This window comes from Kaistella sp. 97-N-M2 (assembly GCF_021513235.1).
GTDB lineage: Bacteria > Bacteroidota > Bacteroidia > Flavobacteriales > Weeksellaceae > Kaistella.
This window is the reverse complement of the sequence record NZ_CP090976.1, coordinates 1,293,085-1,306,842: the sequence shown is the minus strand read 5'-3', so window position 1 is coordinate 1,306,842 and position 13,758 is coordinate 1,293,085. Positions and strand designations below refer to the sequence as shown.

Below are 13,758 nucleotides of genomic sequence, written 5' to 3'. Positions count from 1 at the left end.
GATTCATGAAAAATCTTTTAGTTTTCATTTTGTTAAGTCCTCTCGTCCTCAGTTGCCAAGCTGAAAACGCAGTCTCAAAATATCCCGCTCAGGTTGGTGATATTTCTTTTGACAAGAAGATTGACGATGAATTTGAACGATGCGTCAACGAAAAACTGACTTTTCAATATTATAACGATGCAAACAGTTTTAATTACAAAGGCGAGAAAATTGAAATCCAAAGGAAGTTAGCAGGTTTACACTTCCAAAGTGATCAAACCGCAAATGGCTACATTACCATACGTTTTGTGGTGAACTGCGACGGCAAGACTGGATTATTTCGCGTTCAGCAGATGAATACAAACTATGAGGAAATTGCTTTTAATAAAAAACTGCGCGATCAGCTTTTAGATTTTACTAAAAACTTAGACGGGTGGATCCCGAAAGAATATTTAGGAGTAAAATTAAATTACTATCAATATTTAACCTTTAAAATTGAGAATGGAAAAGTTTCCGAAATACTTCCTTAGCTTCTTTATACTGGTTATTGTCAGCAATATGCAGGCACAGGTCAATTGTAACAGCGTTGAAGGAGAAAATTGCAGAAAAGCCTGTGAGATTTATAATAAAGCTACAGTTTCTCAAGGATCGCGTTCCTCGCAGGAAAGTTTTGATAAAGCAATTGCTTTATGTTCCACTTTCTCCAATGCGTATATGGAGAAATCCGTTCCTTATTTAAAGAGAGGAGATTTCATTACCTGGAAAAGCCTTATCGACAAAGCTGTTGATATGGACCCGAAAATGCATTTACCTTACCGGGCGTGGTGTAAATTTCAATTTCTAAGAGACTATAATGGTGCTCTTGCAGATTTTGACGAATTGGAAAAATTAGGTTTAAATCTTAACGGATATTTTTCCCAAAATGGTGATTATAATTTAGAAATTGTGAAAGCAATTTGTTACTCCGGTTTAGGACAGAAGGAAAGGGCAATTTCAATTATTGAGAAACAGCTTTCAACAAAGGACTACAACGTAGGCCTTTACGATTATTACCACCTTGGGGCAACTTATTTCGACGTTAGAAAATATGATCAGGCTTTAGAAAATTTCGAAAGACAGAGCAAGTACAACGATTTTGCAGAAAATATATATTACAAAAGTAAAATTGCAAAAATTAGAAACAAAGATTATTTAGATTTAAAAAAGATCGCTTTACAAAGGTATGATGCAGGTAAAAACATGAAAGACGTTTATACTCATCATTTCAACAAAATTTATAGAGTCCAGATTCTGGAGCTGTAAATATTTAATTAGTAATCTTTAAATCATTAAAATGACAGACTTACAATCTATAAAAACACGTTTTGGCATTATCGGGAATTATCCCGCGCTCAACCGTGCCCTACAAAAAGCTATTCAGGTAGCACCTACGGACATTTCCGTCCTGGTGATGGGCGAAAGCGGCGTCGGAAAAGAATTCATCCCGAAGATTATTCATGGCGAATCCCGCCGAAAACACCAACCTTATATTGTTGTTAACTGTGGTGCAATTCCCGAAGGGACCATTGATTCCGAACTTTTTGGCCACGAAAAAGGAGCCTTCACCGGCGCAACTTCTACGCGAAAAGGCTATTTTGAGGTGGCCGATGGCGGAACCATCTTTTTAGATGAAGTGGGCGAATTGCCTTTGCAGACGCAGGTTCGTCTGCTACGTGTTTTAGAAAGCGGCGAATTTATGAAAGTGGGTTCTTCGCAAATTCAAAAAACCGAGGTGCGCATTGTGGCCGCCACCAATGTAAATATGCTGAACGCCATTAATAACGGCCGCTTTCGCGAAGATTTATATTACCGCTTGAACACCGTACAAATCGATATGCCGGCTTTGCGCGAAAGAAAAGGAGATGTCCATTTGCTTTTCCGCAAATTTGCCATCGATTTTGCGGAAAAATACAGAATGCCCGAACTGGTTTTGACGACCGATGCTGTGAATTATCTGGAAAATTATCCGTTCCCGGGAAACATTCGACAATTGCGAAATCTCGTGGAGCAGATGACTGTTGTGGAGCAGGAAAGAACCATAAATTCCGTAAAATTAGCAGAATATATTCCTATGCAAACACAGCTTCCGGCCGTTGTGCAAAAAGGAAATGCGGTTTCTTCCAACGAATTCCACTCCGAAAGAGAGATTATGTACAAGATCCTTTTCGATATGCGAAATGACCTGAACGATTTAAAATCCTTAACTTCGGAACTCATCAAAAACCGGGAAAGCGGTGATTTAAGCAATCAGGAAAAAAATCTCATTAACCGCGTTTTCACGCCCGAATCTCAAAATCAGAAAGCCAATTCGCTGCTTTATTTTGAAAATTCCGGACAAAATTCTTCCAGCATTTCCACCTCAAATGAAGAATATCAGGATGTTGAAGATATAGAAATTGAAGAGACCAAACCGGATTCGCTTTCGCTGCAAAACAATGAGAGAGAACTCATTGTAAAAGCTTTAGAAAAACACAAAGGCAGAAGAAACAAAGCTGCCGACGAACTGGGAATTTCCCAAAGAACTTTGTACCGAAAAATAAAACAATATAATTTAGAAGACTAATGAAGAGATTTCAGGTATTCAATTTTCAATTGCAACCCCCGAGAATTCGCTTATTGGCGCTCGTTCTCGCTGCGCTTTTTTCCTTTCTTCTTCAGTCCTGCTACAGTTTTACGGGTTCTTCTTTAAGTCCGGAAACGAAGACGATTCAGATCCGGGATTTCCCTAATAATTCTGCTTTGATGAATCCTAATCTGGCGCAGCAGTTTTCCACGGATATCCAAAACAGATTTTTGCAGCGCACCACATTGAAAGGTTCCACAGAAGTTCCGGATATTTTAATTGAAGGCGAAATCACGGATTATATCATTTCGCCCACCACCATTTCTTCCACGGTGAACGCGCCGGGTGGCAACATTCAGGCTGCCCAGAATAAATTGACGATCACGGTAAAAGTTCATTACGAAAACCGGGTGGAACCAGACAAAAGTTTTGACAGAACTTATTCTGATGAGGCCGTTTTCAGCAGCGATTTAGACATTAATGCCATCGAAGCGACGCAGGTAAAACTGGTGAACGAAAGAATCATCAATAAAATTTTTAACGATATTGTAGCCAACTGGTAAAATGAACGCACGAATTTTAGCCTTAGTAAAAGACCCACAACTCATACAGACGCAGGATTTAGATCTTCTGAATGCTGAGGTAAAAAAACACCCCTATTTGCAGGCTTTAAGAGCCTTGCATTTGTTTGGAACCCATCGTCTTCAGCCGGAGAATTACCGCAAAGAATTGTCCGTTGCTGCGGCGTACACTACCGATAAGAAAATTCTGTATCAACTCATCAATACGAAGAAGGACACCATTTCTACTGAAGAAAAAGTGAGAAATCCGGAAATAGATAAAACCACTGAAGCTAAGGTTGAATCTGAAAAGACTCCTTTCAACGAGGAGATTACCTTTTCCCCTGCGCCCACGGCTAAACCGGTATTTTTAGACGGCGTTTTGAACAGGATTTTATTTGAAGGCGAAGAAGATTTTTTAGAAAGAGAAACCGAGCCTATCGATCTGGAATCGACGCTGGAATCCGGCACGATCGTTACTCAGAGTATGGGAGCGAACAAGAAAGTTGAAGTAAAACCTTCGATATCTGAGGAAAAAACGGAATTTAGAGAAGTTGAAGAGGCTGAAACCTTTTCGAAAGAAAGCATCATCAGTGAAAGCGAAATTGGAGCTGAAAAAGGCACGATAGAAGATCCGTCGCAGAAAAGTTTCCACGAAGTGGAGGAATTTCTGCCCGAAGTTTCCGTTGAAACTCCCGAAAATAAAGAATTAAAAAAAATCGAGAACGCTGAAGATTTTAGTGCGGAAACGATTGTCGATGAGAACGAAATTAACGAAGAAGAGCCCATCGTCGATTCCTCCAAAATAAGTTTTCACGGCCTTTCCGACTTTCTGCCGGAAGTTAAAATTACGCACGGCGAGAATAAAGAAGAAAATTACGAACCGCCAAAACCACAGCTAAGCAGGCAGGAAGAGGAAATGCAGCGCCTCATCGCAGCCGTGGAAGCCAAAGTAAAAGCTTCAAAGAAAGAAAAAATACAGGAGCCCGAAAAAGTAGAAAACCGCGAGCTGAATTTCTCTGATACCCAAAGTTTCGAACCCGCCACGCCGGAAATAAAAGTTGCAAAAAACTCAAAAGAAAATACGGAAGAAACGGAAATGACCGACGCTTCCGAAGTTTCTAAAGCCGAAGAAAAACCCGAAATCGTAACGGAGAACGCTACGGACAACGCGCCGGCGAAAAATCTGTCCTGGAAACCTATGCTGTTCGCCAGCAATACTCCCGATGCTCTGATTAAGCAGGAGCCTGAAAAAAAATCCGAAGAAAAATCATCGGTAGACAAAGCGGCAAGTAAACCTGAAGTTATTTCATCGCCAGAAACCGAAAAAGACGAGAGACCGGTTTTTAATGCGTCCTTTTTTACGCAAAATGTCTCTGCCATTCAATCTAAAAAGGAGGAAAAACCCGCAGAAGAAATTTTAGAAACACCTATTGAAGAAGTTGAGACCCAGGACAGCAATGTGACCAATTTCATCAATACCTGGCAAAACTGGTTGAAAATTGAACGAATTCAGCCCGTTATCGAAGAAAAACCTCCGGTTTCTACAGTTAAAGTGAAAAATGACGTCATCGAGAAATTCATCGAAAAAGAGCCACGTATTTCGAAACTGAAAGAAGAGTCGGATTTTGTGGTAAAGGAGAGAGGCTCCAATATCTCTCATCTGATGACGGAAACTCTAGCCAATTTGTATGTGGAACAAAAACTTTACGCAAAGGCCATAAAAGCGTACGAAACACTCATTACCAAACATCCGAAAAAGGAAAATATGTTCCGCGACAAAATTCAGGAAATTAAAGAACTTCGGAAAAACCCCTAAAAAAACGCTCTTCATTGAGCGTTTTTCTGTTATTCTAAATGCCGTGGATTTTCTACGGATTCGACGTCGATGGTTTTAACCGATTTGTTAGTGTTGAAATTCCGGAATTTGCGCCAAATTTTTCTGCCTAAAACCAAAAATGCAATGATGCAGATGATGGCGACAATAAATGCGATAACCGGTGCGGCCAAAGCTAAAACCGACATAATACCGGCACCGGCCGTTTCTGTACTCGCGACCACAGAATTGCCAAATCCACCAGTGGTGGCGGTGGAGGCAGCACGTGTTCCGGCAAAACCCGAACTGATGGCGGCGGCCGTTCCTCCCCCGGCGATTAAAGCCAAAGCCCATTGCGGAAATGTTCCGATATCTGCAAACTGACTCGCAAACATAACCGAACCCGCCAACGTGGCAAGCGGAATCGAAATGGTATCTAACAAGTGATCCACAAAAGGGATATAATACGCTAAAATCTCAACCATCATGGCAATTCCTGTGGCAATTAAAGTTGGCAAGCCCGATAACCACTCAAAACTCCCATTCATGGGAATCCATCCCATGTAAGAAGCTAAACTCACGACGAACATGGGCAGAAATATTCTGAAGCCTGTAGCAGCGGCCAATCCAATACCTATAAAAGCACTGATGGCGTACGGCAAATACGGAACATGATCCAACATATTTTTGAAGTTATAAGATAAACCTACCCAAATTTACGAAAAGTAATTAAGCTGGTATTTTATTTTTTTGATTGACAGAGCGTTATGAAATTTTCTTCCAAAGATTGATAATTTGTGGGTTTTTCTTTGGAGACCCAAAAAATCATCGACAAAGACTGCTTGCCGAACTGCTCCGTAAAAATATCTTTGTTCAGACGATACAATTCGCGCAGCAATCTTTTTATTCGGTTTCGATCTACGGCTTTTTTAAAAAATTTTTTCGATACCGACACGCCAACACGTTGATTAGGCAGCGAAAATTCTTCGGATGGTTTTTTTTCCAAATCAATGGAGATGATTCGCAAATTCCCCGAAGTTTGCCACTTCCCTTTCGCAAAAAGAAAATCTATTTCTTTTTTCTGCTTGAGCTTTTCCCGTGTTGGATATTTTTGAGTCAAAGTCTGTTTAGTTTATTGAAAATGAGGATTTCCAAAAATCCGGAAATCCCTGCGGCTGCAATGTAAGAATTATTTGGAGTCCTTTGTTAAATAAGCAATCACTTCCGCAGCGGCATACAGTCCAAAAATAGCAGGAATGTAGCTGATTGTGCCATAAAAAGACCGCTTAAAGTTGGCGCCATCGGTCATTTTTAAACTTTCTTCGCTTTGAATTTCATTGGAGAAAACGCATCTGATGCCTTTGTTCACATGTTCTTTTTTGAGACGCTTCCGAACCTGACGCGCTAAAAAACAATTATGCGTTTTGCTGATATCCCGCACCATCACTTTCGACGGATCTACTTTTCCACCGGCGCCCATACAGCTTACAATCTTCACTTTTTTCCGCTTCGCCATTTTAAGCAAAGTAATTTTGGGCGTTACGCTGTCGATGCAGTCTAAAATATAATCAAATTTCTGCGAATCAATAACTTCCTCCATTCTTTCCGGGCTCAGAAATTCATTTATTTTGAAGAGTTTCAAGGCCGGGTTAATATCTAAAAGCCGTTCCGCTACGACGTCCACTTTCGACTTTCCGAGGGTTGAATGCAGGGCGGGCAACTGGCGGTTGATGTTCGTAATATCTACCGTATCGCCGTCCACGATGGTCATTTGCCCTACTCCGGCGCGGGCGAGAAACTCTGCTGCAAAAGAACCAACACCACCCAAACCGATCACCAGCAAATTGGCATTCTGAAGTTTTTCGATGCCGTTTTCCTTAATAAGTAGTTCCGTTCTTTCGAGCCAATTTTTCTGCATTTTTATATTGAAATTTGTAAAACCTGAAGATTTTCTTTAATTTTTTGCGTTAATTCGTCGCTGTCAATCTTTTTTAACGAAGCGACTTTAGCGTAGAGTTCTTCGATGTCAAAGTCTGCGGAGTCCGTTTCCAAAAACATTTTGTCGAGCGGAAAATCTCTTAAAAATTCCTGCAAATTTACATTATACAGAACGGACTGTCCAAAACTTAGGTAGAAATTATTCTTCTTCAATTCGTCGCCGATGGTTTTTCGTTTATTGAAACCATGAACAATCAAAGGAACTTTGGATAATTTTTTAAAAGCACCAAGCCTTGAAAATCTTTTTACACAGTGAATGATAATGGGTTTTCGAACTTCGTTGGCCCAAAAAATTTGCTTTTTGAAAACGTCTTCCTGCAATTTATCTTCCACATCGATCAAGCCATCCAAACCGCATTCGCCAATAGCGACGCAGTTCGGGAGTTTGGAAATCTCCTTTAGCCATTCAAACTGTGTGTCGATATCGGTAGAAATTGCATCAGGATGAATTCCTGCCGAGAAAAAACCTTTCGGAACATCTTCGTTGAATTTCAAATTATAAATTCCAAATTCATTTTCTAGGTGGTGATGATGGAAATCGAAAAATTTCATACTCAAAAATATCAAAAAAATCCGACGGAGATGTTTAAACATTTGTTTTAAATTTTGTTAAAATTTTCTTAACTTTACTCAAATTAAACACCAATGGAGAAGAAATTTTCAGAGAAACAGATTCATATTCTGGATGTTGCGGAAAAATTGATTGCGAAAAAGGGGTTTGAAGGCACCTCAATTCGCGATATTTCGACGAACGCCAATATTAATGTTGCGATGATTTCTTACTATTTCGGCTCTAAGGAGAAAATGATGTCTTACCTGTATCGGTATCGGGTACAAAAAACCAGAGAGAGTTTTGCAGAATTTGCAGAAATCATTAAAGACGGAAAACCTGAAATGCAGATGAAAGAACTCGTTAAATACGTTGTAAGTCAGTTATTTAAATATAACTATTTTCATGGTTTTGTGACGCAGGAACTTCGGCATACCGAACATTTAAAGGATGATTTGCTCGAATTTTACACGACCTTCACGACGAAAATCGACGAAGTCATCAAGAAAGGGGTTGCTTCCGGCGTATTTACAAACATGCCAAAACCCGAAGATATTCTCACGGTTATTGTGGGATCGTCGCTTTTTGTCATCCGCAATAAAAACTTTTACGAACTGTACGTGTCGGGGAAAGATGAAAACTATTTAGCGGAAGCGGAAAAGAAAATTCAGGCGAATCTCTTGGTAACGGTATTTTCGGTTATCGGCTATACCGCTTAATAAAAAATTTCGGCAGAAATCGCTTCACCGCGAAAATATTAGTTAAATAATCATAAAAAAAAATCTATTGATAAAAAAGTTATATTTTTGCAAACTGAACCGCAGAAACTAAACCCTTGTGATTTTCTGCTATAATAGATTTATGAAAAAATATTTGATAATAGCCCTGGCATTTTTCGCACTCTCCGCGTGTAACCGGCAGCAGGATTTAGCGATGAAAAGTGCGGACAAAGATTATATCCTGAAGGTGGCGAATGAAAAATTCGAAAAGAAAAAATGGACCGATGCATTGGCTCTTTACGAACGCTTATCGAACCTGGTTGCCGGAACCGATGACGCGCCGAACGTGGTTTACAATTCTGCCTACGCTAATTATTACGATAAAAATTATAAACTGGCCGGCCATCAGTTCAAGAATTTCGCGGTTACTTTTCCTCAGGATAAGCGTGCTGAAGACGCCTCCTACATGTCGGCATTATGTTTTTACGAAGGTTCTATGGATTATAATCTCGATCAAACCAATACTGAACTGGCGATCAACGAACTTCAAAACTTTTTGAATTCTTATCCAAATTCCGAGAAATCCAAAAACATAAATGAACTTATTGACGAATTGAGTTATAAACTGGAATTCAAAGCTTTCGAAAATTCAAAACAATATTACAATATTGCCGATTACAAAGCGGCAAATGTTTCTTTCGAAAATGTTTTGGACGATTTTCCGAGCACCAAACTTCGTCCGAAAATCTATGATTACATTCTGAAATCCCGTTATGAACTGGCGGTCAACTCTGTTTACGACCTGAAAAAAGACCGGATTGAAAATGCGCTTTCTTTCACAAAACAGATTGAAAGAGAAATGCCAAACACGGAAAATGCAAAAACAGCTCTTGACCTGCGCAACAAACTGATGCGCGAAAAAGAGGATTTTTTGATCCTGGAGAAAAAAGTAGAAGACCGGAAGAAAGAACTTTTAGACAAGCAAAAAGCGGAAGAAGTACGGCTTAACGCAGAGAAAGACCTGAACGTGGCCGAAAAAAACAGCGACCAGATTAAAAGAGACAGCGCAGCACTTGTAACGCCAGCGCCGGCAGCTACTTTCCAAATCCAAAAATAACCCGTATATTTGCAAACTTATCAAAATAATAATTCACTGAATATGAGCGTTAAAGATTCGAAAGCGGAATTAAGTACGATAACGTACGACAAAGATAAAATCGAAGAAAAGGTGGGTTCTATCTACGAAGCCATCGTTATTATGGGTAAAAGAGCAGAGCAGATTAATGCTGAAATCCGCTCTGAACTTCATAGTAAACTGGACGAATTTGCCGTGCATAATTCGACTTTGGAAGAAGTTTTTGAAAATAGAGAACAAATTGAGATCTCAAAACATTACGAAAAACTTCCGAAACCAACTTCCATTGCTATTCAGGAATGGTTAGACGGCGATATTTATTTTAGAAATACCGACGAAAGAAACTAGGCAACTGGTTTTTACAAAATAGAAAATCACAAAAGTTTCGGCTTTTGTGATTTTTTTATGAAGGCTACCGAAGGCCTCCGCCCTTCTTCTTTCTAAATTTTTGCCTAAATTCGTACCATTAAAACCAAAAAAATGAGCCTTGAAGGTAAAAAAATTCTCATCTGTATTTCCGGCGGAATCGCCGCATACAAAATCAATTACCTTATCCGGAATTTAATTAAAAGCGGCGCTGAAGTTCAGGTTTTAGTGACGCCTTCTGCGGAAAATTTTGTATCGAAACTTACGCTGTCCACGCTTTCTAAAAATCCGGTTTTTTCCGATTTTTATTCCGAGAACGGCACCTGGAATAACCACGTGGAGTTTGCGCTGTGGGCAGATTTGATGGTAATGGCGCCGTGCACCGCGAATACGTTGTCGAAAATGGTGCATGGCATGTGCGATAATTTGGTAATTGCCACTTATATGTCCGCAAAATGTCCCGTTTTCATTGTTCCCGCCATGGATTTAGATATGTATCAGCATCCTTCTACACGGCAGAATTTAGAAATGGCCGAAGATTTTGGACATATCGTCCTTCCTGCGGAAGTGGGTGAACTGGCGAGTGGTTTATCCGGACAGGGCCGTATGGCAGAACCCGAAACCATTATCGAAAAAATAGAGGAATTTTTTACTTCCGATTTAAATTCTAAAAGCTGGGCGGGAAAAACCGTTCTTATTACGGGCGGACCGACGTACGAAGCGCTCGATCCCGTGCGTTTTATCGGAAATCATTCTTCAGGAAAAATGGGTTTTTCTCTCGCGGAGGCCGCGGCAAACATGGGAGCGAAAGTGATTTTGATTTCAGGCCCGAGTTCTCAGACTGCGCATCATCAAAATGTCGAAATCCATCGTGTAACCTCGGCCCGGGAAATGTTTAATGAAGTTTTTAAACATTACGGAAACGTTGATATCGCCATTGCCAGCGCCGCCGTGGCAGATTATGCGCCGAAAGAAATTGCAAAAGAAAAAATTAAAAAGAACGACGATTCTTTGACGGTTGAACTCGTAAAAAACCCCGACATTCTCAAAACGATGGGCGAGAAAAAAACACATCAATTTTTGGTGGGCTTCGCGCTGGAAACACAGAATGAGGAGGAAAATGCAAAGGGAAAATTAGAAAAGAAAAACCTCGACATAATTGTTTTGAATTCGCTGCGCGATGCCGGCGCCGGTTTTAAAGGTGATACGAACAAAATAAAAATCCTTACCAAAACGGAAACCACAGAATTTACGTTAAAATCGAAAGCAGAAGTTGCCAAAGACATTTTAAATTTTGTGCAGAAAGAGATTTCAAAATAATATTCCTAAATTCCCGTTCTCAAAATTAACATTCAACATGAAGAAATTACTCACCATATTCCTCCTGATTTTTACCTTTAATTTAAGCTTTTCGCAGGAACTTTTGGCAAACGTGCAGGTGAATTACCAGCAAATAAGCGGCAGCAACACCCAGGTTTATAAAACATTGGAAAAAAACTTGCGAGATTTCATCAACAATACAAGCTGGACGGGAAAAAAGCTGCAGAATTTCGAAAAGATCAAATGCAATTTCGCCATTGTGCTTGCTGAAAAATCGGGCAGCAACAATTACAAAGGAAGTATTGTTGTACAGGCAGTTCGTCCCGTTTTCAACACGACCTACGATACGCCTTTATTGAACCTGAACGACACCAATTTTGCATTTGATTATACCGAAAATGAAAATCTTGTCTTTAACGAGCGCCAATTTTCCGGAAAAAATTTGATCGATGTTGTCAGCTTTTATGTTTATACCATTTTGGGTTACGACGGCGACAGTTTCAAAGTTCGCGGCGGCCAGGAGTGGTTTGAAAAAGCCCAGAAAATCTCGAATAATTCGCAGAATCAAAGTTTTCCGGGCTGGTCTGTTATCGAAGGGCCGAAAACACGCGGCGCCCTAATCGACAACATGTTGAAGCCGGAACAAAATACGCTGCGAAACCTATACTACACTTATCACCGCGCGGGTTTAGACAATTTGGGAAAACAGGATCAGGCTTCCGGCAAGAAAATTATTGCTGATGCCCTTTTACAGTTGAAAACCTACGAAAGTAATTTCCAGATGAATTATCCCGTAAATATTTTTATCGACACGAAAAAGCAGGAAATTTTCGATATTTTCAACTCAGGAAACAATGCGAACATCAATATGGCCGACCTTAAGGCACTTTTCACCACATTATCTCCGAAAGACATCGACACCAAGTGGAATAAGTGGAAATAATTTTTTCTCTCCGTTCAAACCACTGGATCTCTGATTTTCCATTTCCCTTTTAAAGTCTTAAATTTACAGACCAGATTTCTCATTTCCTAATTCGTCGCTCAAATATGCTCTCAAGAATTTTCATTCAAAATTTTGCCTTAATCGATTCCCTTGAAATTACTTTAAACACCGGTTTACAGGTAATTACAGGCGAAACTGGCGCGGGAAAATCTATTATTCTCGGAGCTTTGCGCTTAATTTTGGGCGAAAGGGCCGATACGAAATCGATTCAGCAGGCAGATGCAAAAAGCGTTGTGGAAGCAGAGTTTTCACTCAACGAAAGTTTTAAAAACTTTTTTGAAGAAAACGATCTCGACTTCGAAAATCAAACGATTATCCGACGCGAGATTCTTCCCACCGGAAAATCCCGCGCTTTCGTCAACGATGTTCCCGTCACTCTGGAAACGCTGAAAATATTATCAACAAAACTGATCGACATCCATTCCCAGTTTGAAACATCGAATCTTTTTGATGAGGAATATCAGTTCCAGATTATCGATGGTCTTTCGAAAAATAAAACAGTAATCGTCAAATATCAAAAAGAGTTTTCAGACTACAGAAAACATCTTCGCGAGATCGAAAACTTCAAAAAGCAACTTCAGGAAGGAAACAAAGAACACGATTACAAAAATTTTTTACTGGAGGAACTTTTGGACGCAAATCTGGACGAAATGGATTTGGAAGATCTGCAAAACCAACTCAACCGTCAGGAAAATGCCGAATCTATTACGGAAAATCTGGCGTTGATCTTTAATAAAATGGATCAGGAAGAAATTGGCGTGCTCGATTCTTTGCTCGATGTACGAAGCAAACTTTCGAAAGTGGCGGCTTTATCGCACGAATTCTCCCAAATGAATCAAAGATTTGAGGAAAACTTTCTGGAGCTGAAAGATCTTTTGTTTGAACTTCAGGACGAAGCCGAAAAAATGGAAACGAATCCCGAAATGCTGGCGGAACTAAGTGCACAGCTGAATAAGCTAAATTCTTTATTCCTCAAACATAAAGTGGATTCCGTGGCAGAACTGCGGGAAATTCGCGATCAAATTCAAGGCGAACAAACGGGTTTCGCGGAGCTGGAAAGCTTCATCACCGACCTGGAAAAAAAGATCGCTCTTTCTGCACAGCGTTTGGAAAAACTGGCGGCAGAATTGGCAGCAAACCGAAAAAAGTCCGGACCGGAATTTATTAGCAAAACGGAAAAATTGCTGAAACAATTAGGATTGGAAAAAGCCAAAATTGAAATTCAGCTTACGGAAACTTCAACCTTCAATAATTTCGGAAAAGAAGATATTCAGCTTTTGTTTCAGGCGAATTCGGGATTTCCGTTAAAACCGATTCAAACTGCAATTTCCGGGGGCGAGCGCTCGCGCGTGATGCTTTCCATTAAAAAACTTATGGCAGAAAATGCTGAACTTCCCACGTTGATCCTGGACGAAATTGATACGGGAGTTTCCGGGAAAGTGGCCGAAGAAATGGGAAATGTGATGAAAGAGATGGCAGACAACCGCCAGCTGATCGTTATAACCCATCTGGCACAGGTGGCTGCGAAGGGCAACAACAATTACAAAGTGGTTAAGCAGGAAGTTGCGGGCAAAACCCAATCGAATATTATTCCTTTAAATCACGACGAAAAACTTCAGGAAATTGCACAACTTCTTTCCGGCAGCAAAATTACCGAGGCTGCGATTTCTCAGGCGAAAGAATTGATGAAGTAAAGTTTATATTATTGTT

15 protein-coding genes are annotated in these 13,758 nt (G+C 40.2%); 11 read left to right on the top strand and 4 right to left on the bottom strand.

What is annotated here, in order from left to right:
* Window positions 1–5 precede the first annotated feature (5 nt).
* Genes L0B70_RS06235 through L0B70_RS06215 form a run of 5 tightly spaced genes read left to right on the top strand, consistent with a single transcriptional unit; the run spans window position 6 to window position 4,960 of the window.
* Entirely contained in the window at window positions 6–509 is a 504-nt protein-coding gene (locus L0B70_RS06235; RefSeq protein WP_235143419.1) for a hypothetical protein, read from the top strand.
* Window positions 481–1,281, top strand: coding sequence for a tetratricopeptide repeat protein (locus L0B70_RS06230; RefSeq protein ID WP_235143418.1), 801 nt, complete (start codon window positions 481–483; stop codon window positions 1,279–1,281). The genes L0B70_RS06235 and L0B70_RS06230 overlap by 29 nt, the downstream gene beginning before the upstream one ends.
* Before the next feature lie 31 nt (window positions 1,282–1,312).
* Complete coding sequence (locus tag L0B70_RS06225; protein WP_235143417.1) at window positions 1,313–2,581, top strand: sigma-54-dependent Fis family transcriptional regulator; 1,269 nt, start codon at window positions 1,313–1,315, stop codon at window positions 2,579–2,581.
* On the top strand, window positions 2,581–3,144 hold the full coding sequence (gene lptE, locus L0B70_RS06220) for an LPS assembly lipoprotein LptE (RefSeq protein ID WP_235143416.1): 564 nt from the start codon (window positions 2,581–2,583) through the stop codon (window positions 3,142–3,144). Before L0B70_RS06225 ends, lptE begins: the two co-directional genes overlap by 1 nt.
* Before the next feature lies 1 nt (window position 3,145).
* Complete coding sequence (locus L0B70_RS06215) at window positions 3,146–4,960, top strand: tetratricopeptide repeat protein (RefSeq protein ID WP_235143415.1); 1,815 nt, start codon at window positions 3,146–3,148, stop codon at window positions 4,958–4,960.
* 29 nt (window positions 4,961–4,989) lie between these two features.
* On the opposite strand, the gene L0B70_RS06210 is transcribed toward L0B70_RS06215, so the two are convergent.
* The 4 genes from L0B70_RS06210 to L0B70_RS06195 all read right to left on the bottom strand — a co-directional run bounded on the left by L0B70_RS06210 (window position 4,990) and on the right by L0B70_RS06195 (window position 7,507).
* On the bottom strand, window positions 4,990–5,640 hold the full coding sequence (locus L0B70_RS06210) for a DUF4126 domain-containing protein (RefSeq protein ID WP_235143414.1): 651 nt from the start codon (window positions 5,638–5,640) through the stop codon (window positions 4,990–4,992).
* Window positions 5,641–5,699: 59 nt separating this feature from the next.
* Window positions 5,700–6,077, bottom strand: a complete 378-nt coding sequence (gene rnpA, locus L0B70_RS06205) for a ribonuclease P protein component (protein ID WP_235143413.1) — start codon at window positions 6,075–6,077, stop codon at window positions 5,700–5,702.
* Window positions 6,078–6,146: 69 nt separating this feature from the next.
* A complete protein-coding gene (locus L0B70_RS06200) occupies window positions 6,147–6,875 on the bottom strand; it encodes a ThiF family adenylyltransferase (RefSeq protein WP_235143412.1) in 729 nt (242 codons plus the stop codon).
* Window positions 6,876–6,877: 2 nt separating this feature from the next.
* Entirely contained in the window at window positions 6,878–7,507 is a 630-nt protein-coding gene (locus L0B70_RS06195) for a TatD family hydrolase (RefSeq protein WP_235143411.1), read from the bottom strand.
* A gap of 93 nt (window positions 7,508–7,600) precedes the next feature.
* On the opposite strand from L0B70_RS06195, the gene L0B70_RS06190 reads away from it, so the two are divergent.
* The 6 genes from L0B70_RS06190 to L0B70_RS06165 all read left to right on the top strand — a co-directional run bounded on the left by L0B70_RS06190 (window position 7,601) and on the right by L0B70_RS06165 (window position 13,742).
* Window positions 7,601–8,224 (top strand): TetR/AcrR family transcriptional regulator, encoded by a 624-nt coding sequence (locus L0B70_RS06190; protein WP_235143410.1) that lies wholly within the window; start codon window positions 7,601–7,603, stop codon window positions 8,222–8,224.
* A gap of 142 nt (window positions 8,225–8,366) precedes the next feature.
* Complete coding sequence (locus L0B70_RS06185; RefSeq protein WP_235143409.1) at window positions 8,367–9,341, top strand: outer membrane protein assembly factor BamD; 975 nt, start codon at window positions 8,367–8,369, stop codon at window positions 9,339–9,341.
* A 42-nt stretch (window positions 9,342–9,383) separates the two neighbouring features.
* Window positions 9,384–9,707, top strand: coding sequence for a DNA-directed RNA polymerase subunit omega (locus L0B70_RS06180; protein WP_235143408.1), 324 nt, complete (start codon window positions 9,384–9,386; stop codon window positions 9,705–9,707).
* Window positions 9,708–9,839: 132 nt separating this feature from the next.
* Window positions 9,840–11,045, top strand: coding sequence for a bifunctional phosphopantothenoylcysteine decarboxylase/phosphopantothenate--cysteine ligase CoaBC (coaBC, locus tag L0B70_RS06175; RefSeq protein ID WP_235143407.1), 1,206 nt, complete (start codon window positions 9,840–9,842; stop codon window positions 11,043–11,045).
* Between the two features lie 37 nt (window positions 11,046–11,082).
* Window positions 11,083–11,988: a DUF4835 family protein gene (locus L0B70_RS06170; RefSeq protein ID WP_235143406.1), complete on the top strand. Its 906-nt coding sequence runs from the start codon at window positions 11,083–11,085 to the stop codon at window positions 11,986–11,988.
* Between the two features lie 104 nt (window positions 11,989–12,092).
* Entirely contained in the window at window positions 12,093–13,742 is a 1,650-nt protein-coding gene (locus L0B70_RS06165) for a DNA repair protein RecN (RefSeq protein ID WP_235143405.1), read from the top strand.
* Window positions 13,743–13,758 lie beyond the last annotated feature (16 nt).

Bases quoted from the DNA above. Each gene is read 5' to 3' on its own strand.
- L0B70_RS06235 (WP_235143419.1), top strand. From the start codon at position 6: ATGAAAAATCTTTTAGTTTTCATTTTGTTAAGTCCTCTCGTCCTCAGT.
- L0B70_RS06230 (WP_235143418.1), top strand. From the start codon at position 481: ATGGAAAAGTTTCCGAAATACTTCCTTAGCTTCTTTATACTGGTTATT.
- L0B70_RS06225 (WP_235143417.1), top strand. From the start codon at position 1,313: ATGACAGACTTACAATCTATAAAAACACGTTTTGGCATTATCGGGAAT.
- lptE (WP_235143416.1), top strand. From the start codon at position 2,581: ATGAAGAGATTTCAGGTATTCAATTTTCAATTGCAACCCCCGAGAATT.
- L0B70_RS06215 (WP_235143415.1), top strand. From the start codon at position 3,146: ATGAACGCACGAATTTTAGCCTTAGTAAAAGACCCACAACTCATACAG.
- L0B70_RS06210 (WP_235143414.1), bottom strand. From the start codon at position 5,640: ATGTTGGATCATGTTCCGTATTTGCCGTACGCCATCAGTGCTTTTATA.
- L0B70_RS06200 (WP_235143412.1), bottom strand. From the start codon at position 6,875: ATGCAGAAAAATTGGCTCGAAAGAACGGAACTACTTATTAAGGAAAAC.
- L0B70_RS06195 (WP_235143411.1), bottom strand. From the start codon at position 7,507: ATGAAATTTTTCGATTTCCATCATCACCACCTAGAAAATGAATTTGGA.
- L0B70_RS06190 (WP_235143410.1), top strand. From the start codon at position 7,601: ATGGAGAAGAAATTTTCAGAGAAACAGATTCATATTCTGGATGTTGCG.
- L0B70_RS06185 (WP_235143409.1), top strand. From the start codon at position 8,367: ATGAAAAAATATTTGATAATAGCCCTGGCATTTTTCGCACTCTCCGCG.
- L0B70_RS06180 (WP_235143408.1), top strand. From the start codon at position 9,384: ATGAGCGTTAAAGATTCGAAAGCGGAATTAAGTACGATAACGTACGAC.
- coaBC (WP_235143407.1), top strand. From the start codon at position 9,840: ATGAGCCTTGAAGGTAAAAAAATTCTCATCTGTATTTCCGGCGGAATC.
- L0B70_RS06170 (WP_235143406.1), top strand. From the start codon at position 11,083: ATGAAGAAATTACTCACCATATTCCTCCTGATTTTTACCTTTAATTTA.
- L0B70_RS06165 (WP_235143405.1), top strand. From the start codon at position 12,093: ATGCTCTCAAGAATTTTCATTCAAAATTTTGCCTTAATCGATTCCCTT.